At 59.4% G+C, this 20,608-nt stretch carries 22 protein-coding genes; 10 read left to right on the plus strand and 12 right to left on the minus strand.

All coding sequences use genetic code 11. The annotated features are described in order from the left end of the window. Nucleotides 1-10: 10 nt before the first annotated feature. From flgL to CXK91_RS13605, 6 genes are all read left to right on the plus strand, one after another. Entirely contained in the window at nt 11-1,264 is a 1,254-nt protein-coding gene (gene flgL, locus CXK91_RS13580) for a flagellar hook-associated protein FlgL (RefSeq protein WP_103456658.1), read from the plus strand. A 124-nt stretch (nt 1,265-1,388) separates the two neighbouring features. Then, on the plus strand, nt 1,389-1,703 hold the full coding sequence (locus tag CXK91_RS13585) for a ComEA family DNA-binding protein (RefSeq protein WP_103456659.1): 315 nt from the start codon (nt 1,389-1,391) through the stop codon (nt 1,701-1,703). Nucleotides 1,704-2,088: 385 nt separating this feature from the next. After that, entirely contained in the window at nt 2,089-2,538 is a 450-nt protein-coding gene (locus CXK91_RS13590) for a YkvA family protein (RefSeq protein WP_103456660.1), read from the plus strand. Nucleotides 2,539-2,697: 159 nt separating this feature from the next. Then, nucleotides 2,698-3,024, plus strand: coding sequence for a helix-turn-helix transcriptional regulator (locus CXK91_RS13595; RefSeq protein WP_103456661.1), 327 nt, complete (start codon nt 2,698-2,700; stop codon nt 3,022-3,024). Beyond that, nucleotides 3,021-3,398 (plus strand): hypothetical protein, encoded by a 378-nt coding sequence (locus tag CXK91_RS13600; protein WP_103456662.1) that lies wholly within the window; start codon nt 3,021-3,023, stop codon nt 3,396-3,398. Before CXK91_RS13595 ends, CXK91_RS13600 begins: the two co-directional genes overlap by 4 nt. After that, nucleotides 3,398-3,865 (plus strand): sel1 repeat family protein, encoded by a 468-nt coding sequence (locus CXK91_RS13605; RefSeq protein ID WP_103456663.1) that lies wholly within the window; start codon nt 3,398-3,400, stop codon nt 3,863-3,865. Before CXK91_RS13600 ends, CXK91_RS13605 begins: the two co-directional genes overlap by 1 nt. Here the strand turns inward: CXK91_RS13605 and CXK91_RS13610 are convergent. After that, a complete protein-coding gene (locus tag CXK91_RS13610; RefSeq protein WP_103456664.1) occupies nt 3,832-5,631 on the minus strand; it encodes a bifunctional diguanylate cyclase/phosphodiesterase in 1,800 nt (599 codons plus the stop codon). The genes CXK91_RS13605 and CXK91_RS13610 overlap by 34 nt on opposite strands. 101 nt (nt 5,632-5,732) lie before the next feature. Then, entirely contained in the window at nt 5,733-7,817 is a 2,085-nt protein-coding gene (locus CXK91_RS13615) for a carboxy terminal-processing peptidase (protein WP_103456898.1), read from the minus strand. Between the two features lie 174 nt (nt 7,818-7,991). On the opposite strand from CXK91_RS13615, the gene CXK91_RS13620 reads away from it, so the two are divergent. After that, nucleotides 7,992-8,954, plus strand: a complete 963-nt coding sequence (locus CXK91_RS13620) for an NAD(P)H-quinone oxidoreductase (protein ID WP_103456665.1) — start codon at nt 7,992-7,994, stop codon at nt 8,952-8,954. Nucleotides 8,955-9,051: 97 nt separating this feature from the next. Here CXK91_RS13620 and CXK91_RS13625 read toward each other — a convergent pair whose 3' ends face one another. The 6 genes from CXK91_RS13625 to minC all read right to left on the minus strand — a co-directional run bounded on the left by CXK91_RS13625 (nt 9,052) and on the right by minC (nt 13,573). After that, the gene (locus tag CXK91_RS13625) at nt 9,052-10,341 is read right to left on the minus strand and encodes a M18 family aminopeptidase (protein WP_103456666.1); all 1,290 of its coding nucleotides are present in this window, start codon (nt 10,339-10,341) and stop codon (nt 9,052-9,054) included. Between the two features lie 75 nt (nt 10,342-10,416). Then, a complete protein-coding gene (locus CXK91_RS13630) occupies nt 10,417-10,986 on the minus strand; it encodes a class I SAM-dependent methyltransferase (protein WP_181003958.1) in 570 nt (189 codons plus the stop codon). Beyond that, a complete protein-coding gene (locus CXK91_RS13635; RefSeq protein WP_103456668.1) occupies nt 10,986-11,621 on the minus strand; it encodes an RluA family pseudouridine synthase in 636 nt (211 codons plus the stop codon). The genes CXK91_RS13630 and CXK91_RS13635 overlap by 1 nt, the downstream gene beginning before the upstream one ends. Nucleotides 11,622-11,682: 61 nt before the next feature. Continuing rightward, the gene (gene minE, locus CXK91_RS13640; protein ID WP_003285611.1) at nt 11,683-11,940 is read right to left on the minus strand and encodes a cell division topological specificity factor MinE; all 258 of its coding nucleotides are present in this window, start codon (nt 11,938-11,940) and stop codon (nt 11,683-11,685) included. Further along, nucleotides 11,937-12,752, minus strand: coding sequence for a septum site-determining protein MinD (gene minD / locus CXK91_RS13645; RefSeq protein ID WP_103456669.1), 816 nt, complete (start codon nt 12,750-12,752; stop codon nt 11,937-11,939). Before minD ends, minE begins: the two co-directional genes overlap by 4 nt. Before the next feature lie 95 nt (nt 12,753-12,847). Then, a complete protein-coding gene (gene minC / locus CXK91_RS13650; RefSeq protein WP_103456670.1) occupies nt 12,848-13,573 on the minus strand; it encodes a septum site-determining protein MinC in 726 nt (241 codons plus the stop codon). 158 nt (nt 13,574-13,731) lie between these two features. Between minC and CXK91_RS13655 the strand changes: the two genes are divergently transcribed. Further along, the gene (locus CXK91_RS13655) at nt 13,732-14,682 is read left to right on the plus strand and encodes a lipid A biosynthesis lauroyl acyltransferase (RefSeq protein WP_103456671.1); all 951 of its coding nucleotides are present in this window, start codon (nt 13,732-13,734) and stop codon (nt 14,680-14,682) included. Between the two features lie 42 nt (nt 14,683-14,724). Here CXK91_RS13655 and CXK91_RS13660 read toward each other — a convergent pair whose 3' ends face one another. The 4 genes from CXK91_RS13660 to CXK91_RS13675 all read right to left on the minus strand — a co-directional run bounded on the left by CXK91_RS13660 (nt 14,725) and on the right by CXK91_RS13675 (nt 18,155). Then, nucleotides 14,725-15,567 carry a pirin family protein gene (locus CXK91_RS13660; RefSeq protein ID WP_103456672.1) on the minus strand — a complete coding sequence of 281 codons (843 nt, stop codon included), beginning with the start codon at nt 15,565-15,567 and terminating at the stop codon, nt 14,725-14,727. Nucleotides 15,568-15,659: 92 nt separating this feature from the next. After that, the gene (locus tag CXK91_RS13665) at nt 15,660-16,415 is read right to left on the minus strand and encodes an MlaA family lipoprotein (protein ID WP_103456673.1); all 756 of its coding nucleotides are present in this window, start codon (nt 16,413-16,415) and stop codon (nt 15,660-15,662) included. Nucleotides 16,416-16,419: 4 nt separating this feature from the next. Next, nucleotides 16,420-17,712, minus strand: coding sequence for a serine/threonine protein kinase (locus tag CXK91_RS13670; RefSeq protein WP_103456674.1), 1,293 nt, complete (start codon nt 17,710-17,712; stop codon nt 16,420-16,422). Between the two features lie 218 nt (nt 17,713-17,930). Then, nucleotides 17,931-18,155, minus strand: coding sequence for a DUF2061 domain-containing protein (locus tag CXK91_RS13675; RefSeq protein ID WP_103456675.1), 225 nt, complete (start codon nt 18,153-18,155; stop codon nt 17,931-17,933). A 279-nt stretch (nt 18,156-18,434) separates the two neighbouring features. On the opposite strand from CXK91_RS13675, the gene CXK91_RS13680 reads away from it, so the two are divergent. Then, nucleotides 18,435-18,749: a DUF485 domain-containing protein gene (locus tag CXK91_RS13680; RefSeq protein ID WP_103456676.1), complete on the plus strand. Its 315-nt coding sequence runs from the start codon at nt 18,435-18,437 to the stop codon at nt 18,747-18,749. Further along, on the plus strand, nt 18,749-20,404 hold the full coding sequence (locus CXK91_RS13685) for a cation acetate symporter (protein ID WP_103456899.1): 1,656 nt from the start codon (nt 18,749-18,751) through the stop codon (nt 20,402-20,404). The genes CXK91_RS13680 and CXK91_RS13685 overlap by 1 nt, the downstream gene beginning before the upstream one ends. Nucleotides 20,405-20,608 lie beyond the last annotated feature (204 nt).

Consider the following 20,608-nt stretch of genomic DNA (forward strand, 5'->3'; position numbering starts at 1 on the left):
GGCCCGTCATATGCGCATTTCTACCGTGCAAGCATTCAACAACGGCGTCGCCGGGTTGCAGCGCAACTATGCCAACGCGACCCGTACCCAGGAGCAGATCAGCACTGGCAACCGCATCCTCACACCTGCCGATGATCCGGTTGCTTCGGTGCGTCTGCTGCAGCTTGAGCAGCAACAGAATGTGCTGACTCAGTACAACTCCAACCTGACTGCCGCTAAGAATAGCCTTACCCAAGAAGAGGTCACGCTCGGGTCTTCGTATACCGTGTTGCATCGTGTACGGGAGCTCGCGTTGCAGGCTGGCAACGGTTCTCTGAGCGCAGAGGACCGTAAGTCCATTGCCGCTGAGCTGACTCAACGCGAGGACGAGCTGCTGTCTTTGATGAATACCCGTAATGCACGAGGCGAGTACCTCTTTTCTGGTTTTCAAGGGAAGACGCAGCCGTTCGTACGCACGGGCGATGGTAGCTATAGTTATCAGGGCGATGAGGGGCAAAGAAAGCTGCAAGTCGCCAGCTCGCTAAATATTGCCATCAGCGATAACGGTAAAGCAGTATTCGAAAATGTTACCAACTCAGGGCGCTATCAGGTATTACCCAGTTCGACCTTGAGCGTTTCCGCTCCGCTAGTTCAGGATGAGGTGGCAGTTGCGGGTAGTCCGGCATTCCCAGCTGCGGGCGTGGGCATCTATTTCACGTCTGATACCGATTACATCATTTACGATCGGGCCAACCCACCAGCAGATTTTGCCGATCCCTATGCCGATCCAACTCAGGTCATCGGTTCGGGGGTTGTCGATGGGAATGAAAAAACGGCCGACGAGCTTGTGTTCCGCGGCGTCATGGTTAAGTTCGATGGTGTACAGGCTCAAGGTCAGTCGGCAGAAATTCAGCTTAATCCGAATGTACAAAAGCAGGGCGTCCTCGACACGATCGCCAATCTTCGCAAGACATTGGAAGATCCGTCCTCTAGCAATATAGACATCCGCGATTCCGTGGCGGTGAGTCTGACCAATCTTGATTACGGCATGATCAGCGTGGATTCGGCTCGGGGTAATATCGGCGCGCGGCTCAACGTGATCGAGAGTACCCAGACGGACAACGAGGATGTAACGCTGGTAAACAAATCAGTCCAGGCCGAGCTACGCGAGCTGGACTACGCGGAGGCTCTGTCGAGATTGTCGTTCCAGACAATCATTCTCGAAGCGGCGCAGCAGAGTTACGTCAAAATCAGCGGGTTGAATTTGTTCAACGCTATGCGCTGAGGACCTTGACGAGGTTCGCAAAAAAGCGACCTCGTTTTGACTTTGCCTGGTAGGTAGCTAGATTGGCTGACGCGGAGCAGGAAGTCCCGCAATACGTACTTTACGACCTCATAAGGACATGACCATGCGCAAAGCATTTCTCACCGCTGCGGCTGTTGCCGCGCTTTCCTGCGTATCCTTCAGCGGTTTCGCCGCTCCCCAGGCACAGCCTGCACCAGTTGCTACTGTTGCCGTAGCTCAGGCCGCTGTAAACCTCAATACCGCCGATGCCGAGACGCTCTCTCGCGAGCTGCGAGGCATCGGTGCCACGAAGGCCAAGGCCATCGTCGACTATCGTGAAGAGCATGGCCCTTTTAGCTCGATCGACGAATTGCTTGAAGTGAATGGCATCGGCTCGGCAACGCTTGAGAAAATCCGCAACCAGCTCAGCCTTCAATAACGCGCTACCGAGGCCGATCGCAATGATCGGCCTTTTGCTTGATGTCGATCTCTCCGCGCTGCCCTGCGACTACCGATTTTGAAAGGGCGAACGCCCGCTGCCGCCACCAGTCGAAGTGCTTGTAAAGCCATTGACAATCTTCGGTTATGCACATTCGGAATAGCGCGTCTCTGGTTTTTCTTTCCCGCCGCTGTTTGATTTTCACCAACTCGTAAGTTGTTGATTTTAAATGCTTTGAGTTGCTGGATAAAAAAACACCGATCTGTTCAGCAGCCCCGTAGATAGGGCATTAGCGGCAGTCATCCATAAACTGTTCACAAGGTTATCCACAGGTTCGGTGGATAACGTTCTCAACGTCAGTGATGGCGCAGGCTGGAGGCATGAGATGAAGGCACCCTGGAATTTTCTGAGATATCTTCCACTCGCGCAGCGTCTGATCAAGCGCGGAAAAATTCCCGCACTGTTGCTTGCAGTGGCACGTAAGTCTTCGTCCAAGCGAGGGCTGCTCAAAGGGCTGAGAGAGGATCTGACTCTCTTGCAAGCGCTTTGCGTGGCCTGGTGGCGTGGAGAGTATCGGGCGATCAATCCGCAGGCTCTGGTGGCGGTGGTGGCGGGTCTGCTCTATTTCCTCTCGCCCATTGATGCAATTCCGGACTGGCTGCCGGGCCTCGGATTCGTCGACGATCTCGCTGTACTGAGCTGGGTGATGCGAAAGTGGGCGGGTGAGTTGGACGCTTTCAGGGCGTGGAAACAGGCCCAGAGCCCTGCGCGACAGGCCGGTCTGCAACAGCTCCCTGATTTAAATGAGGCAAAGGCTCCAGGCGAACCAATCTGATGCCGCGTTAGAGCGAGTGAGGAGTCCGTTGGTCGGTACCTGGCGCACATTTGCGGCGTCGATCTCGATTCGTTTCGGCATGCGGCAGCTTGGTAGCTTCAACGAGCCGCGTGGGCTGTTAAGATTCCGGCTCTGATCGACGAAGCCAGGGGAAAAGGGATGAATGTTCAGGTCATCATGCGTGACGGCGCGCCGGAGTACGCCGTACTGCCATGGGACGAGTATCAGGCGCTACTGAATGCGGTCGGCGTTCGTTCACCCGTCGCCTCCGTCCCTGCCTCTGAAGAGCAGCCCCGGCTACCATTGAGCAAGTTGCCTGCCCTGCGCGAGGCCAAAGGCCTGAGCCAGGAAGCTCTGGCCCGTCTGGTCGGGATCAGTCCTGCATACCTCGGGTTGATCGAGGTGGGCGAGCGCGAACCGGACGCCGCTATCCGCCGAGCGCTGGCCCGCGCGATGGATATCTCCGGCTGGGAGTGCGACGCTTGAACAAGCAGGCGGCGGTATCCATCAGTCGCCAGCACTGGCAGGCATTGATTGCCGAACTGGATGATGCGCGTCAGCAGCGACATCTGGTGACTTACCGTGCATTGGTCGAGCGCCTGCAGTTGCCTACACCAGCCATGCAAACCCTTACTGCGGCGCTGGAGCACCTCGCGGCATTGGATGCCCGCTCGGAACGCCCCTTGCGCAGTGCACTGGTCATCAGTCAGGGTGCCAGCCGTCTGCCCCGCATTGGCTTCTTTGAGTGTGCGTCGCGTCTAGGGCGTTTCGGCGGCCCGGTAGATGGTGCTGCGGCCGCGTCCTGGCATGCCGGAGAGGTGGCGCGGGTGTTCGAGTTCGATTATCCGGAGGAGCCCTGATGCTGGGGAGGTTACGTGCGCGGCTCGGCTATCTCGCTGCCCGCAAGATGATGATGTCGCACCATGCAGTCCAGCAGCCCAAACTCTGGCGCTGGATGGAAGGGCAGTTTGCACGAATGGCGGCGCTGGGAGACGTAGCAGCTCAGAGTTTCTATGGGCACATCCTGTATTTTCGCGGGCGCGGTTATGGCGCCAAGCAGGAAGGGGTCCGGCTCTTGCGGCTGGCGGCCACGGCTGGTGACATGAAGGCTGCTTACCAGATGGGTGTCGTCAGCCTTAGCGAAGATGCATCACATGGGCCTGACGGTAGCGAAGCCGCTCGCTGGTGGGCGAAGGCGGCGGAAGCCGGGCACCCGCTGGCTGCCGTCAGGCTCGAGCAGCTATACCGCGCTGGCGGCCATGGTTTGGTTGCTGATGTCCAGCAGGCAGACCGTTACAAGGCTAAGGCGGAGCAGCTGGGATTGTGATCGGCCTTCACCGGCTCGTCTGTATCAATGAGATGAAAGCTCGGGCCCTTAATTTGCTTCGCGTGGCGTTTGGCCTCTGAAGCCATAGCGGCCAGCCTGCCGGCATCCAGCCGATCAGTGTGTTCTGGGTGCACGTTTACTACACCTATGGATAGCGAAAGCAAGGCATAGCGCTGCTCAAAACCATCGCGACTGGATGAGATGAAATATTCGGTCTGGAGATGCTCTTGTTGATAGAACGCTCTGCTACGAAACATAAACTCACGCTGTAGTTGCTCAATGCGTTGCTGCCAATCATCGGTGCCGCTCAGTACCAGCATGAAGTCATCGCCGCCGATGTGGCCTACGAAATCCACGCGTGGGTCCACCCTCTCGTTTAGGCACTGAGCCAGGCACAACAGCACCTCATCACCTTTGGCGTAGCCGTAGAGGTCGTTGAAGGGCTTGAAGTTGTCGATATCCACATAGCAGACCAGTGCTCGCCGTCGTTGCAGCAACAGACGTGTCAGACATTGCTGGATTGGCACGTTGCCCGGAAGCAGTGTTAGTGGATTGGCGTAGCGCGCCTGCTGGATCTTCAGCTCAGTGATCAGTCTCAATACGTCGATCACACGGCCAAGGCCGTGGTAGCGCCCAGCTAGAGTAATGACGAAATCTTCCTCTATCCGCTGGCGAGCACGACTGGTTAGCAGCCGACTAACTTGCTGTAGAGATTGATCGAGACCGACGGCGAGGAAATCCTTGCTCATCAGCCGACTGAGTGGCTTGCGCGCCAGCAGGTCGGTAGCAAAGGGCTTCAATAGCGCATCAGAGATCAGATTGCGGTGGACGATGCCGACCGGCCTGGAGTCGCCGTCCAGCACTGCAATTGAGTTCAGGCTGGGCTGCAGACGAAACGCATCGAGGGCCTCGGCGACCGGGCGGTCTGCGGACATGGCCGGTTGCTGGACCAGCAGAGCGGACAGATTGACCGAGTCGTCGCTGAAACCAGTCTGCTGTATTTCTGAAGAAGGTAGTACTTCTTCGATATCTTGCGTTGGCAGCTCCTGCGGGCGTCCAAGCAGATAGCCCTGGACCAGATCGATGCCCATGCTGGCCAAAACCGCCAGCTCCTCCCGTAGTTCGATGCCTTCGGCAATGACTTGGGCGCGCGATGCCCGGGCGATCTTCAGGATTGATTCGACGAACTCGCGTTTCACCGGATCGAGGTGGATGCCGTCGATGAAATAGCGGTCGATCTTCACATAATCCGGTCGCAGTTCGGACCACAGGCGCAGACTCGAATAACCGGCACCCAAATCGTCGAGCGCGATGCCGAAGCCCATCGAGCGATAGTGGTGAAGCGCCTTGTCTAGCAGCTCGAGGTCATCGGCAGGTGCTTGCTCGGTAAGCTCGATGACCACCTTGTCGGCGGAAATTCCGTAGGCATGGAGCAGCTCGAGCGTACGTCCAGGCTTGTGCGTTGCGTCGAGCAAGGTTTCCGGGGAGGCATTGAGAAAGAGCTTGCCGCGCAGCGCACCCTGACTGTAGCGACGACATGCGGTTTCTCTGCAGGTCATCTCCAGCTCGTTGAGGCGGCCGGCATGGCGCGCGGTAGCGAGCAGGTTGATTGGGGAGTGTAACGGGCCGTTGGATGGACCGCGGCTGAGTGCTTCGTAACCGAGAATGCGACGTTCAGACAGCGAAACAATGGGTTGGAAGAGAGTGGTGATGTCGCCGTGAGCAAGGATATGTCCCAGCGTGCTCAACTGCTCGGTGACTGTCATGAGGTTCTCTGGGCGTGAAAGAAAAAAAGGGCCACGAATGTGGCCCTTCATTTCACGATGATGTGATGTCATTTTGATGACATCGGCTTCGCTAATTTAGATCAGTGCTTGGCCATGGCCGAGCTCAGACCCAGATAGTCCAGTAGGATACGCCCGCTTTCGGATAGATAGGCGTCGTCCTCAGGCTTGGGCTTCTCTGTTTCCTTGTGAGGTGTGGTTTCGTCTTCCTTCTCGAGCTTGTCCAGCGGTTGCTCGCCTTTGGCCAGCCGCAAGGCATTTTCCAGCGCCAGCTGACGCTTCTCGATATCGGCCTGTTGCGCGCGGCGCTTTGCTTCATTGAGGCTGACAGTCGTCTCGTGCATCAGCTCCTGAGCCAGCGCCAGGCGGTCGCGCGTGAAGACGAAGTCCGGGTTCTCTCCTGTGCGCGCTTCATGACGTGCCTTGAGTTCAGCAAGGAAGGGCTTGAACGGATTCATATCCGGGTTGATCGCTGCCTTGATGCTATCCCAGGGCAGGGCTTCCGGTAGCGCACTTTCTCCGATTTCCTTGGTGTCGACGTCGGCCGGATAGGCGATGTCCGGAATCACGCCCTGATGCTGGGTGCTCTGCCCGGAAACCCGGTAGAACTTGGCAAGGGTGAGTTTCAGTTCGCCGTGGTTCAGTGGCTGGATGGTCTGCACAGTGCCCTTACCGAAGGTCTGGCCGCCAAGTACGAGCGCGCGGTGATAGTCCTGCATCGCGCCGGCGAAGATCTCCGATGCGGATGCGGAGAGGCGATTCACAAGTACGGCGAGCGGGCCTTTGTAGTAAACGCCAGTTTGCTCGTCGGCGAGGACGTCCACACGACCGTCGCTATTGCGCACGAGCACTGTCGGGCCCTGGTCGATGAACAGCCCGGTCAGCTCGGTGGCTTCCTGCAGTGAGCCGCCACCGTTGTTGCGCAGGTCGATGACGACGCCGTCTACTTTCTCGGCTTCCAGCTCAGACAGCAGCTTCTTGACGTCCCGCGTGGTGCTCTTGTAGTTCTGATCTCCGGCGCGCAGGGCCTTGAAGTCGAGATAGAACGCCGGGATTTCGATGACGCCAAGCTTGAAGCTCTGCCCTTGATGATCGAGCTTGAGCACCGACTTCTTCGCCGCCTGCTCTTCGAGCTTCACCGCTTCGCGAGTGATTGCCACGACTTTGCTCTTCTGGTCGTTAGGTGCGTTGGTCGCAGGAATGACCTCCAGGCGAACCACTGAGCCTTTCGGGCCGCGAATCAGCTTGACCACTTCATCCAGACGCCAGCCGATTACATCGACCATATCGTCGTTGGCCTGGCCAACGCCGACGATTTTGTCAGCCGGAGCAAGCTGCTTGCTCTTCTCAGCAGGCCCTGCAGGCACCAGGCGTACGATCTTGACGTGCTCGTTATCGCTTTGCAGCACCGCACCTATGCCTTCGAGCGACAGGCTCATGTTGATGTCGAAGTTCTCCGCGTTGTCCGGAGAGAGGTACTGAGTGTGCGGGTCGTAGGACTGAGCGAATGCGTTGATGTATGCCTGGAATACGTCCTCGCCACGGGTCTGGTTCAAACGCGCCAGCTGGTTCTTGTAGCGCTTGGTGAGCAGCTCCTCAATGGCTTTGGGCTCCTTCCCCGCGATCTTCAATCGCAGGACTTCATCCTTCACGCGTTTGCGCCACAGGTCGTCCAGCTCGGCTGGATTCTTGGCCCAAGCGGCTTTCTCACGGTCGACCAGCAGTTCTTCGTCGACGGTGAAGTCGAAGCTATCGACGCCCTTGTCGAGCAGCCCCAATGCATAGTTGAGTCGGTTCTGCAGTCTCTCCAGATGACGCTTGTAGATGGCGAAGCCGGGCTCGAGGTTGCCGCCCTTGAGAAAGTCGTCGAACTGGTTACGCCACTTGCCAAACTCCTCGAGATCGGAGGCGAGGAAAAAGCTGCGTGACGGATCAAGCATCTGGATATAGCTGTCGAAGATCTTCGCAGAGCGCGCGTCGTTCAACGGTGGCTTGTTGTAATGATGACGCTTTAGCAGCTCGACGACGTTCAGGCTGGCAATCACCTGGTCACGATCAGGTTGCAGGTAGTCCCAGTTCTCAGGCGTGCTGACGGCTTTGGCCATCGCCAGGGAGGCATGGAGGCCGAAAAGGACGGCGAGGACGGTGCAGGTCAGCGATCGTTTCATGGCTTTGGGGCGACGTAAGGCTAGGGAATAACGCATATTAGGCCATCTAAAGTAAGCGCCGGTTCGGTTTTCCGTCCGGCGGTGGAAAGCACAAGCCCGATGGTACAGGTGGTCAAATAAGGCCAGCGAGCGATCAGTTGGGTGGGCACAGATAGGAACCACTATGGAGGCAGCATGAAGGCATTGCAAGGCATCGAGGGGCATCTGGACTGGGCCGAGCGTCCGGCTCCGGTATGTGGCGAAGGCGAGGTCCGCATACGCGTGGCTGCTGCGGGACTGAACCGCGCAGACCTGCTGCAGCGTGCCGGGCACTACCCGCCGCCTGCGGGTGTTACCGACATCCTGGGGCTGGAATGTGCTGGTGTTATCGCCGAGGTAAGCGGGCGCAGCCGCTGGAAGGTCGGTGATCGTGTCTGCACGTTACTGGCCGGAGGTGGCATGGCCGAGGAGGTGGTCGTCGATGCCCGTCATGCGCTGCCGGTTCCAGAAGGCATGTCGTTGCACGAAGCGGCAGTGATCCCCGAGGTGTATGCCACGGCTTGGCTCAACCTCTATCGGCTTGGCGCGTTGCTGGCCGGCGACAAGGTGCTGCTGCACGCTGGTGCCAGCGGTGTCGGCTCGGCGGCGATCCAGCTGTGCAAGGCGTTCGGTAATCCGTGTTGGGTCAGTGTCGGATCGGTGGAGCGATTGGCCTACTGCGAATCGCTGGGCGCGCAGGGTGGAGTGCTGCGTGGCGACTCGCTCGAAGCGCTGCGTGATTTCGGCCCGTTCGACATGATCCTTGACCCGGTTGGTGCCAAGTACGCGGCGCTTAACATGCAGCTGCTGGCTATGGATGGACGCTGGGTGATGATCGGTCTGATGGGGGGGCGCAAGGCCGAGATGGACCTGGCCGGCCTGTTGGCCAAACGCATCCAGTTGATAGGCTCGACCCTGCGCAGCCGTGACGCCGATTACAAGGCCGGGCTGCTGGCGGAAATGGAAGAGAAGGTGTGGCCGCTATTCACTCAGGGCAAGCTGTCCCCGCGCCTGGAGCGGACCTTTGCTATCGGTGATGTAGAAGCCGCGTTCGCCGCGCTGGCCAGCAACACTGTATCTGGCAAGGTGGCGCTGGTAATCGATAGCGCGCTTTCCTGATCCATGGGACCCGGTGCCGGCGCTAGGTAGCGCGCCGACCTCAGCACGCTGGCAGGCTTGCCCATAGCGCAAGCCTGCCAGTCGAGGGGTTAACGCTTCAAGGCAGCTGGCTGCTTGCGTAGAAGGCGGTCAGCACTTTGACCAAATGCGCCAGGTCCTGACTTCCTGCGAGTTCACGTATCGAGTGCATGGCGAAGGTGGGCAGACCGATGTCGACCGTGCGCACCCCGAGCTGGCTGGCGGTGATCGGGCCGATGGTCGAGCCGCAGCCCATATCGCTGCGGGTGACGAAGCTCTGCACCGGTACTTCGTTCTCCAGGCAAAGATGACGGAAGAACCCGGCGGTTTCGCTGCTGGTGGCGTAGCGCTGGTTGTTGTTGACCTTGATCACCGGTCCGGCGTTGAGCTTTGGCCCATGATTGCCGTCGTGTTTGTCCGCGTAGTTCGGGTGTACCGCGTGAGCATTGTCGGCAGAGATCAGCAGGGATTGGCTGATCGCGCGCTGGAAGTCGTCCTCGTCCGGCAGCAGGCGGCGTAGCACTTGTTCCAGAAAGGGTCCATCCGCGCCGCATAGCGAGGTGGAGCCTACTTCCTCGTGGTCGGTGCAGACCAGCACGCAGGTGTGTTCGGGATCGGCACCTAGCAGCGCCTGTGAGCCGGCGAAGCACGAAAGCAGATTATCCAGGCGCGCTCCAGCGATGAAATCACCGTGCAAGCCAATGACCGCGGCGCTTTGCGTGTCGTAGAAGCTCAGTTCGAAGTCCAATACCACGTCGGCTACCAAACCATGCTCGCGCCCGAGCTGATCGGCGAGCAGGGCGCGGAAGTCAGGGCTTTCCTGGCTGGCGACCTGCGCCAAAATCGGTGGCAGCTCGTTCTGAGCGTTGATCGCCCAGCCCTGATTAGCTTCCCGATTGAGGTGAATTGCCAGGTTCGGAATCGTCGCGATCGGCACCTTGAAGTCGATCAGCTGGCTTTCGATGCGGCCGTCGCGGCTGTAGGTGACACGACCGGCCAGCGACAGGTCGCGGTCGAACCAAGGGGCGAGCAGCGCGCCGCCATACACCTCGACACCCAGCTGCCAGAAGCCTTGACGCTGTAGCTCGGGCTGCGGTTTTACGCGTAGGCACGGGCTGTCGGTATGGGCGCCGACCATCCGCAGACCGTGCTCGACGAGCGACTTGCTGCCCAGTTGGAAAGCAATGATGGCCGAGTCATTGCGGGTGACGTAATAGCGCCCGCCGGCCTCGGTATGCCATACCTCGCGTTCGTCCAGTGCACGGTAGCCTGCAGCCTGCAGCGCCTGGGCGAGATTCTGGGTTGCATGAAAGGGGGTTGGCGAGACCTGCAGGTACTCGATCAGGCCTTGGTTGAGAGCTTTGCGCATTTCGGACTCCGGACTGCAAGCTTCGAAGTCTATCCCATCGCAATGCGCGGCTGCAGTCCTGAACCGAGGGAATGCTCAGGTGCGTTGCGCAACGACCTCGAATAGGTGCCAGTGCTTGCTGCGACCTATCGCGGTCTTGCCGTCGAATTCGAACTCATTGAGCTCCAGTAGGGTCCACTTTTCTAGCTGTCGTAACAGCTGCTCGCGGCTATGAATGGTGTATTCCTCCCCCGCCCAGCTGTCGCGAGGCCCGAAGAAATGGCCTGTAAATAAACCGCCTCGATGTAGGCAATGGTTTATCCGCGTCCAGAAATCGGTGAATGCAACCGGTTGGCAGAACGGCAGCGCGAAGCTGGCGTTTACGAGATCAACTGTGGGTAGCGGAGTGTTGTCCTCGAATGTCTGACACAGGGTAGTGAGCTTGCTGGACATGGCGCCGGCATGCGTATGCAGAGCTTTGAGGGCCTCGGAGGATCGGTCTACAGCCACCACCTCCCATCCGGCGCGTAGCAGGGCGAGGCTGTCGCGGCCGGCGCCGCAACCCAGGTCCAGAGCCAGGCCGGGAGATCCGCGCCACAGATCGAGCGCTTTGCGAAGGCTTGGGTGCTCTGGCGCGCCTTGGGTCGCTTCGAGAAAGCCGTCCATCAGAACGGAGCAGCGCACTCGAAGCGCAGACGCTCGCCGGTTTGCGGATGGGTCAGAGTCAACATGCTCGCATGCAGACACAGGCGTTCATAGGCTTGCAGCGCCCGCTCATGCGCGTACAAGCGATCGCCGAGCAGAGGATGACCGATCGACAGCATATGCACCCGCAGCTGATGGGAGCGGCCGGTGATGGGTGTCAGCTCGACACGACTGTAGTCGCCGCAGCGTTCGAGGACGCGCCAGAAGGTCAGGGCATGTTTGCCCAGCTCATGATCGACCACGTGGCGCGGTTTGGTCGGCGGGTCGTAGCGCAGCGGCAAGTCAATGCTGCCGCTGTCCTGTTCGGGCTGGCCCCAGCACAGGGCGGTGTAGGCCTTTTCCGTTTCGCGATCGTGAAACTGGCGGGACAGTTCGCGATGTGTGTCTGCATCGCGGGCGAGCACGATCAGCCCGGAGGTTTCCCAGTCCAGGCGATGCACGATGCGCGCTTCGGGATAGCCGTTTTCCTGCAGGCGGGTCACCAGACAATCGCGGTTGTCTTCAGCGCGGCCAGGCACGGAGAGCAGCAACGTTGGCTTATTGATCACCAGCAGGGCGGGGTCCTGATGGACGATCTCGATAGCGCTAAGAGGCATTCAATTTTCCACAAACGAAGACGGCGACCCGTGGGCCGCCGTTTCTGTACGCCGGTGCCGCTCAGCGATCCGGCAGGGTGATGTTCAGTTCGAGAATCGAGCAGCTGCCCTGATCCTCAAGTGCAACCTGGACCTGATCACTGTCGATGTTGACGTACTTGCGAATCACCTCGACCAGCTCTTTCTGCAGGGCCGGCAGGTAATCCGGCTCGGTGCGCTGGCCGCGCTCATGGGCGACGATGATCTGCAGACGCTCTTTGGCGATCGCAGCTGGGGATTCCTTCTTCTTGCGTTCACGGAAGAAGTCGAAGAGGTTCATTCGCGGCCTCCGAAAAGTCGTTGCAGGAAGCCAGGCTTCTTCACGTCGAGGAAGCGGTGTACCACTTCCTTGCCGAGCAGACGGTCCACGGCATCGCTATAGGCCTGGCCAGCATCGCTCTGGTCATCGAGGATCACCGGGATACCTTGGTTGGAGGCCTTGAGTACAGCCTGCGACTCGGGGATCACGCCAAGCAGGCGGATGGAAAGGATCTCCTCGACGTCCTCGACGCCGAGCATTTCACCCTTGGTAACGCGCTCGGGGTTGTAGCGGGTCAGCAGCAGATGCTCCCTGATGGGCTCCTCGCCGCTCTCGGCACGGCGGGACTTGCTGGCCAGCAGGCCGAGCATGCGGTCGGAGTCGCGTACCGAAGAAACCTCGGGGTTGGTCACCACGATGGCTTCGTCGGCGAAATACATGGCCAGGTGCGCGCCCTTCTCGATACCAGCAGGAGAATCGCAGATGACGTATTCGAAGTTCTTGCCCAATTCGTCGATGACCTTGCCGACGCCCTCCTGAGTCAGGGCGTCCTTGTCGCGAGTCTGGCTGGCAGCAAGCACGTAGAGGTTCTCTAGACGCTTGTCCTTGATCAGAGCCTGGGTGAGGGTGGCATCGCCGTTGATGACGTTGACGAAGTCATAAACCACTCGGCGCTCACAGCCCATGATCAAGTCGAGATTCCGCAGACCGACGTCGAAGTCGACGATGACGGTCCTGTGGCCGCGCAAAGCGAGACCGGTGCCGATGGCGGCGCTGGTGGTGGTTTTACCAACGCCACCTTTGCCGGAAGTGACTACGATGATCTTGGCCAAGGTGATTCACCCTAAAAATTAAAAAATCGGGACCTTCCGCTGATTTCAGCGTCAGGATTGCCCGTTTGGTCCTTGAAAATTCGCGGCAGTATCCGTTAAAGGCGGGTGATGTTCAACACATCGCCAGAGAGGCTGATCTGTACCGCTTCAGCCCAGAGAGGATCGCGTCGCAGGTCCTCGGCGACCTTGTATTGGCCGGCGATGGAAACCATTTCCGCTGCGAGTTGCTGGCAGAAGATTCGTGCCGTGGTGTCGCCTTTGATGCCCGCGAGGGCGCGACCGCGAAGCGGACCGTACACATGGATGTTTCCATCGGCGAGAAGTTCCGCACCCGGACTGACGGGAGCGAGAACGATCAGGTCGCCACCCTGCGCATACACCTGCTGGCCGCCGCGAATTGGCGTGGTAACGACTCGGGTAGGGCGATACACAGGTTCAGCGGGTTTAGCCGGGATTTTCGAATTCAGATCGACCTGGCGTTCACGTGCGCCGGAGGGCGGCAGAACCGGCAGGTCGAGCACTGCTGCCGCTTCGAGATGTGTGGGGTCGCTAGCCCGCAGTGCCAGCGTGCGCAGGCGGTGCTTGCGGCAGAGGCTGACCAGCGCAGCGATATCAATCTCGCGGGCGGACTCCGGCAGCTTGTCCAACGCCAGCACGAGCGGCGTGTTGTTGAAGAAGTCCGGCGCCTGCTCGACTTTGGCCGCAAGTTGCTCGTCGAGACGCTCGATGTCGTTGCTGGCAAGTTCTAGCACGGTGACGGCGAGCATGCTGCCCTTGAGCTGGAAGGCTGGGGACTGATCGGTGAGGTCGGCTTGGCTCATGGTCTGTCTGCTACGGTAAATGGCGAGGACTTATAACGGGGAGTGCCTACATCTGCAACCCGACCACGACCCCGCAGAGTGATCACCGGGATGGTGAGACTCGGTCAATGCTGGTTTTGTCGTTAGAATGCGTCGCTCAATCGGTTGTCGAGCTATTCATGGATCGTCCTCAGTTTCGTGCGTACTTCCTCCATCCGCGCTTCTGGCCGCTATGGTTGGGCTTGGGATTGCTATGGCTGCTGGTTCAGTTGCCTTATCCGCTATTGCTGAAGCTGGGGCGTGGTCTTGGCGCGCTGATGTTCCGTTTTGCCGGTTCGCGGCGCTACATCGCACGGCGTAACCTGGAACTGTGTTTTCCGGAGCTCAGTCAGGAGCAACGCGAACGACTGCTGCACGAGAACTTTGCGTCCAACGGCATCGCCTTTTTCGAGATGGCGATGAGTTGGTGGTGGCCAAAGGTGCGACTACAGAGCTTGGCTCGTATCGAGGGCCTCGAGCATCTGCAGCAGGCTCAGGCGGCGGGGCAGGGGGTGATCCTGATGGCGCTGCATTTCACTACGCTGGAAATCGGCGCGGCGCTACTCGGTCAGCGCCATACCATCGATGGTATGTACCGCCAGCACAAAAATCCGGTGTTCGACTTTGTCCAGCGCCGCGGGCGCGAGCGGCATAACCGCGACGCGAGTGCCATTGAGCGCGAGGACGTGCGCGCGATGCTCAAGGTGCTGCGCGCCGGTCGTGCCATCTGGTATGCGCCGGACCAGGATTACGGGCGCAAGCAAAGCCTGTTCGTTCCGCTGTTCGGTATTCAGGCTGCTACGGTTACCGCTACGACAAAGTTTGCGCGGTTGGGCAGGGCCAGAGTCGTGCCATTTACTCAGGAGCGCCTGGCGGATGGCTCGGGCTATCGGTTGGTGATCCATCCGCCGCTTGAGGACTTTCCCGGCGAGACTGAAGAAGCCGATTGCCGGCGGATCAATCAGTGGATTGAGGAGGCGGTCAGTGCTTTGCCGGAGCAATACCTCTGGGCGCATCGTCGTTTCAAGACCCGTCCGGTCGGTGAGCCTGGCCTTTATAAGAAGCGCAGGAAGCAATCGGCCGGTCGGTAGGCTCCGCTGGCTAAGCCGGCGCCGCGAGTCGATCTGCTCCTGTCAGGCCAGCTTTCCATCGCGAAAATCCCGCAGCGCTTGCTCGATCTCCTCGCGACTGTTCATCACGAACGGGCCGTATTGCACGATAGGCTCGCTCAGAGGGCGGCCGGCCAATAGCATCAGGCGAGCACCGAGTTCGCTACGTAACTGCACGTCGCCGTGGTCGGACAAGCGAGCCAGCTGGCCTTTGCCCACTTCCTGATCGCCTATATGCAGAGCGCCTTCGTATACATAGAGCAACAGGCGATGGCCATCCGGGATCTGCGGCGAAAATGTGTTGCCGGCCAAAAGGTGCAGGTCGAACAGGTAGGGTTCGGTATCCGGGCGTTGCACGATGCCGTGATGCTCGACCTCGCCAACCTTCAGGATTCCGGCGATGACCTTGGCCTGCATGCCGTCAGGTAGCGTCAACTGCGGTATTTCCGCCGGCGCAAAGTCCCGATAAGCCGGGTCGCCGAGCTTCGCATGTGAGGGTAGGTTCAACCACAGCTGAAAGCCTCGCATGGTGCCTTGCTGCTGCTCCGGCATCTCGCTGTGGATGACTCCGCGGGCAGCGGTCATCCATTGCACGCCGCCGCTTTCCAGCAAGCCAACGTTGCCCATGTGATCCTCGTGACGCATGTGCCCTTCGAGCATGTAGGTGATGGTTTCGAAGCCCCGGTGTGGGTGCGGCGGGAAGCCCGCGATGTACTCGTCCGGATTGTTCGAGCCGAACTCGTCGAGCATGAGGAATGGGTCGAAGCGCTCCGGTCCGGCGCCGCCGAAGACGCGGGTCAGGCTGACACCGGCGCCATCGGATGTGGGCTGGCCGGTGGTGATGGATAGAACTTCCCGTTGCGACATGATCGATGCCTCCTGGTTGAATGAGCCAAGGATAGGCGCGCCGTTTCGATCAATGGTTGCTTATTTTTGCTACAAACAATCGGTAAGTTAGATTATTCCTCGACTAGCAGCTCTCGTGCCCGACTGTAGACATAGCGGACTTTTTCATACTCGAAAGGCGAATTGAGCTGCCCATAACGGAAGCTGGTGACATGGCGCGCATTGATTGCGCGTAGCGCGGTCAGGCTGAGCTCGCCGCCGGTGGTTTCGGAGTACTGCAGAAAGTCGATTTGCCTCTCGACGGCGAAATCGGCAACGCGACCTGTGGTATCGCGTAGGTTCGATGGGCCGAGCGCCGGCAAAATCAGGTATGGCCCCTGGGGGACGCCCCAGTAACCAAGCGTCTGCCCGAAGTCTTCGCTCTGCCGTACCAGCCCCATGCGAGTAGCCGGGTCCCAGACGCCGCCCACGCCGAGAATGGTGTTGAACAGAAAGCGCGCAGTGGCGTTCGCGGCGCGCTGGCCTTTCAGCTGGGCGAGGCTGTTGAACAGCGTGGGCACCTCGCCCAGGTTGCTGAAGAAGTTGCTTACACCTGTGCGTACTGGTTGCGGTGTGACATAGCGATAGCCGCGCACCACCGGCAACATGACCCACTGATCGAGCCGGTAATTGAAGTGGTAAATACGACGGTTGACCGACTCGAACGGGTCGTATACGTCCAGTGCCTGAAAGGTGGCACGCTCGAACTCGCGCTGATCCAGCCCAGGATTGAATTCCAGGTTGCGCAGCGGATGGGTAAAGCCATCTTCATCGACGGTCGGCGTGTCGGCAAAGGCCAGGCCACTGGCCAGAAGCAACGGCAGCAGCATTCCTTTAGCCACGGAAAAACTCCAGCATATGTTGGGCGTTGACGCGGTAACTGAGGTTGCCGCAGTGGCCGCCACGTGGATAGAGGGTAAGGCGTTCGCCGAAGGTGCGGCGCAGGAAGCCGATGTCGCCAGCGCCCAGTATCAGATCATCAGCGTTATGCATCACCGCAATTTTCGGGCTCTCGCGCAAATAATCCTCGAGCGCATACAGGCTGACCTGCTGGATCAGCTGGGCCAGGCTGCCGCCATCGTATTGTGCTCGCCACATCGGAATTACCTGCTCGGTGATGTAGCAGTCGAAACTGCATAGCAGGGCGCGTTTGAAGAAGGGTTCCAGGCGCGTGCCCTGGTTGATCGGATAGTCCGGTGGAGTGATGAGCCCGCGGCGGTTGATCAGGTCGGAGGTAAAGGTGATATCCGCGGCGGAAAAGCGAAATACCGAACCGATCAACATGGCCAACTGCTCGTCGCTGAGTTTCAACTGTGATTGCTGAAAGTCATAGAGCATCGCCTCGTCGAGGTCGATGTAACCCTTCTGCTGGTAGTAACGGGTGAGCTTCTCAAGCACCACTTCATAGAAGGTGGTGTTGTCGTCGATGCCTTCGACGCGCGTCTGTACCAACTTGTCCAGGTTGCTGACCGATGTGTATAGATTGACTGGCGGATTCAGGAGCAGCACGCGCTTGAAGTTGAAACTGCGTCGCGTCTCGTCCAATTGGCTGACGAATGCTGCATTCAGGGCGCCGAGGCTGTAGCCGGTGAGGTGGTATTCGGTGACGGGCAATTTGTAATGCTGTGCCCGAATAGCCTGCATGACCCTGTACAAATCCTTGGCATCGTCGCTGCTGATCCCAGGCGTTGCGTAACGCGACGCGGCGGACATGAAGTCGTAGCTAGTTGGCGAGGATAGCTGCACAACGTGGTAACCGGCGCCGTAGAACAGGCGTTTGAGTGCCTCTGTCTTGCCGGCGGAATAGCGCGCGCCGGTGCCGGAAATGATGAAGATCAGCGGCGCGGGGCCGCTTTGGCGCGCGAGCCTGTAACGCAGTTGCTTAACGGGCCAGAAGTTGTCCGGGAGGGTGAATTCGCGCTCAGGTCGCAGGCGCAGGCTGTAGTCCGCCTGGTCGATATCGTCGTCGCTGGGAACTTCGGCGCGTAACTCAGCCGGTGTTCCGGCAATCGTGGCTGCGAAGGGGTTGGCCAAAGGATAGCCATACTCCTCGACGCTAAGGTCTGCCGCATGCACTGGCGCGATGGCCAGGGCGAACAGTGCAGTCAGGCGCAACAACAGCTGCATGGTACTTCTCCATTAACAGGCCATTCGCGGCCTGCAGCGAGGTGGCTGCGGGCATCTCGTGCCACCTGTCCTAATCAGATATGCATTGGCTGCACAGTGCAAGTCAACATCACTATGGCAGCGCTGCGCCAAATTCGATCCATGCCCAGAAGTAGAAATGACGACGGCTCGCCAGATGCAGGCGAGCCGTCATGTTCAGGCAGACGCCAGAGCGGGTGTCATGCCTGATGGTGCAGCCATGCGTGTGCTGGGATTGGCTGATTACGCCGATCACGGCGTTCGAAGCGCTGCCAGATCTTCTCGTGGAAGTAGAAACCTACCGAGTTGCACAGTGGTTCGACCGCTGCGAGCAGCCCACTCACGGCGATGCTGCCGGTCAACGCGTAGGTGACGGAAAAAGCGATGCAAAAGTGCATCAGGGTAAACGTCACGGTCTTGAGCATGGCATGCCTCCTTGTGCGATCGAGAACTGTTCTCAGGTTTTCGCAGTCTGCACGGGGCTCGCCAATGTCTGAAATCAACATTTCGCATGTGCGACATAGCGCCACACTATTTGTGTTTGGAATTGTTGCGAAGCCGCATTCTTCGCGGTTAGAGGCTCTACGGCGGGAGTTGCAGGGAACTGCCTTCAGACCAAAGTCGGGTGGTGCTGGCTTTGCCCGGACCTACAGTAGCCGCCCTGCTCCCGCCTGGGGGGCAGCGACCGTGAAGAGATAATTCCAATGAACAATGAAGACGTTTACCGGCAGATCTATGCCAACCCGCGTTTCCAGGAGCTGGTGGCGAAGCGCGGCCGTTTTGCTTGGCTGCTGTCCGCCGTAATGCTTGGCGCCTACCTGGCATTCATCCTGCTGATCGCTTTCGAACCGAAGATCCTGGGCATTCCGCTTTCGGCTAATAGCGTCACGACCTGGGGAATCCCGGTGGGCGTTGGCGTGATCTTCATGGCCTTCATCCTGACCGGTGTCTACGTGCAGCGCGCCAACGGCGAGTTCGATCGCATCAACCAGGAAATCCTCAACGAGGCACAGAAATGATAATCGTGCGTTTCCTGATGGCTGCCCTGCTGTTGGCAGTCTCGCCCGCGCTGCTCGCCGATGCCATTACCGGCGAGGTCGAGAAGCAGGCCACCAACTACACCGCCATCATCATGTTCGTGGTGTTTATCGCGTTCACCATGGGCATCACCAAGTGGGCGGCGAAGCGCAACACCTCCACTGCTGACTACTACACGGCGGGTGGCAGCATCACCGGCTTTCAGAACGGCCTCGCAATTGCCGGTGACTTCATGTCGGCAGCGTCTTTTCTCGGCATCTCTGCGCTGGTCTACACCAGCGGCTACGACGGCCTGATCTACTCCATCGGCTTTCTCGTCGGCTGGCCGATCATCCTGTTCCTGATGGCCGAGCGGCTGCGCAACCTGGGCAAGTTCACCTTCTCCGACGTGGCCTCGTATCGCCTTGGCCAGACGCAGATTCGGCTGCTCTCGGCATTCGGTTCGCTGATAGTGGTGGCCTTCTACCTGATCGCGCAGATGGTTGGTGCCGGCAAGTTGATCCAGCTGCTGTTCGGCCTGGACTACTACGTGGCAGTGGTATTGGTCGGTGTGCTGATGGTCATGTACGTGCTGTTCGGCGGCATGCTGGCGACCACCTGGGTGCAGATCATCAAGGCGGTCCTGCTGCTGTCTGGCGCGAGCTTCATGGCCATCATGGTGATGAAGAGCGTGGGCTTCGATTTCGGCAGCCTGTTCGCCGAAGCGGTGAAGATCCACGAGAAGGGCGCGCAGATCATGAGCCCGGGCGGCCTGGTTTCCGATCCGATTTCGGCAATCTCTCTCGGTCTGGCGCTGATGTTCGGTACGGCCGGTTTGCCGCACATCCTGATGCGTTTCTTTACCGTGTCCGATGCCAAGGAAGCGCGCAAGAGTGTGTTCTACGCCACCGGCTTCATTGGCTACTTCTACATCCTGACCTTCATCATCGGCTTCGGCGCGATCCTGCTGGTCAGCACCAACCCGGACTTCAAGGACGTGACCGGCGCCATCGTCGGCGGCACCAACATGGTCGCTATCCACCTGGCCAGCGCCGTGGGCGGCAACCTGTTCCTCGGCTTCATCTCCGCAGTCGCCTTCGCCACCATTCTCGCCGTTGTGGCGGGTCTGACCCTGGCCGGTGCCTCTGCGGTTTCCCATGACCTCTATGCCTGCGTGATCAAGCAGGGCAAGGCGCGGGAAGAGGACGAGATGCGCGTGACCAAGCTGACCACCCTGACTCTGGGCGTGGTGGCGATTCTGCTCGGCATCATCTTCGAGAAGCAGAACATCGCCTTCATGGTAGGCCTGGCGTTCTCCATCGCCGCCAGCTGCAACTTCCCGGTGCTGTTCCTTTCCATGTACTGGAAGGGCCTGAGCACCCGTGGTGCGCTGTTCGGCGGCTCGCTGGGGCTGTTCACCGCGTTGCTGCTGACCATCATCAGCCCGACCGTGTGGGTCGACGTATTCGGCTTCGCCGAAGCGATCTTCCCCTACAAGTACCCGGCGCTGTTCTCGATGGCTGCGGCATTCGCCGGCATCTGGTTCTTCTCGGTCACCGACAAGTCCAAGCGTGCCGGCGAGGAGCGTGAGCGCTTCTTCGCCCAGTTCGTCCGTTCGCAGACTGGCCTGGGTGCTACCGGTGCCGTTGCGCACTGACCTGATTACAGGCAGGAACAAGGGCAGCCCTAGGGCTGCCTTTTTGTTGGTGGCGCAAGCAGTTCGCGAAGCTGCAACAAGCCCATGCTGCCGCCATAGTGCCTGCCCGGAACCTTGCGGTCAGCCCCATGCGCCGCGGGTTTGCCAAGGGCATTCATCAATCTGATGGATGCCGGTACGTGCCGCTGCATTCGCTACTCTCTG

Origin of the sequence: Stutzerimonas stutzeri, assembly GCF_002909485.1 — a bacterium.
Taxonomy (GTDB): domain Bacteria; phylum Pseudomonadota; class Gammaproteobacteria; order Pseudomonadales; family Pseudomonadaceae; genus Stutzerimonas; species Stutzerimonas stutzeri_AH.

Excerpts from the sequence above, each read along its gene's own strand:
- flgL (WP_103456658.1), top strand. The coding sequence starts at position 11 with ATGCGCATTTCTACCGTGCAAGCATTCAACAACGGCGTCGCCGGGTTG.
- CXK91_RS13585 (WP_103456659.1), top strand. The coding sequence starts at position 1,389 with ATGCGCAAAGCATTTCTCACCGCTGCGGCTGTTGCCGCGCTTTCCTGC.
- CXK91_RS13590 (WP_103456660.1), top strand. The coding sequence starts at position 2,089 with ATGAAGGCACCCTGGAATTTTCTGAGATATCTTCCACTCGCGCAGCGT.
- CXK91_RS13595 (WP_103456661.1), top strand. The coding sequence starts at position 2,698 with ATGAATGTTCAGGTCATCATGCGTGACGGCGCGCCGGAGTACGCCGTA.
- CXK91_RS13605 (WP_103456663.1), top strand. The coding sequence starts at position 3,398 with ATGCTGGGGAGGTTACGTGCGCGGCTCGGCTATCTCGCTGCCCGCAAG.
- CXK91_RS13610 (WP_103456664.1), bottom strand. The coding sequence starts at position 5,631 with ATGACAGTCACCGAGCAGTTGAGCACGCTGGGACATATCCTTGCTCAC.
- CXK91_RS13615 (WP_103456898.1), bottom strand. The coding sequence starts at position 7,817 with ATGAAACGATCGCTGACCTGCACCGTCCTCGCCGTCCTTTTCGGCCTC.
- CXK91_RS13620 (WP_103456665.1), top strand. The coding sequence starts at position 7,992 with ATGAAGGCATTGCAAGGCATCGAGGGGCATCTGGACTGGGCCGAGCGT.
- CXK91_RS13625 (WP_103456666.1), bottom strand. The coding sequence starts at position 10,341 with ATGCGCAAAGCTCTCAACCAAGGCCTGATCGAGTACCTGCAGGTCTCG.
- CXK91_RS13630 (WP_181003958.1), bottom strand. The coding sequence starts at position 10,986 with ATGGACGGCTTTCTCGAAGCGACCCAAGGCGCGCCAGAGCACCCAAGC.
- CXK91_RS13635 (WP_103456668.1), bottom strand. The coding sequence starts at position 11,621 with ATGCCTCTTAGCGCTATCGAGATCGTCCATCAGGACCCCGCCCTGCTG.
- minE (WP_003285611.1), bottom strand. The coding sequence starts at position 11,940 with ATGAACCTCTTCGACTTCTTCCGTGAACGCAAGAAGAAGGAATCCCCA.
- minC (WP_103456670.1), bottom strand. The coding sequence starts at position 13,573 with ATGAGCCAAGCCGACCTCACCGATCAGTCCCCAGCCTTCCAGCTCAAG.
- CXK91_RS13655 (WP_103456671.1), top strand. The coding sequence starts at position 13,732 with ATGGATCGTCCTCAGTTTCGTGCGTACTTCCTCCATCCGCGCTTCTGG.
- CXK91_RS13660 (WP_103456672.1), bottom strand. The coding sequence starts at position 15,567 with ATGTCGCAACGGGAAGTTCTATCCATCACCACCGGCCAGCCCACATCC.
- CXK91_RS13665 (WP_103456673.1), bottom strand. The coding sequence starts at position 16,415 with ATGCTGCTGCCGTTGCTTCTGGCCAGTGGCCTGGCCTTTGCCGACACG.
- CXK91_RS13670 (WP_103456674.1), bottom strand. The coding sequence starts at position 17,712 with ATGCAGCTGTTGTTGCGCCTGACTGCACTGTTCGCCCTGGCCATCGCG.
- CXK91_RS13675 (WP_103456675.1), bottom strand. The coding sequence starts at position 18,155 with ATGCTCAAGACCGTGACGTTTACCCTGATGCACTTTTGCATCGCTTTT.
- CXK91_RS13680 (WP_103456676.1), top strand. The coding sequence starts at position 18,435 with ATGAACAATGAAGACGTTTACCGGCAGATCTATGCCAACCCGCGTTTC.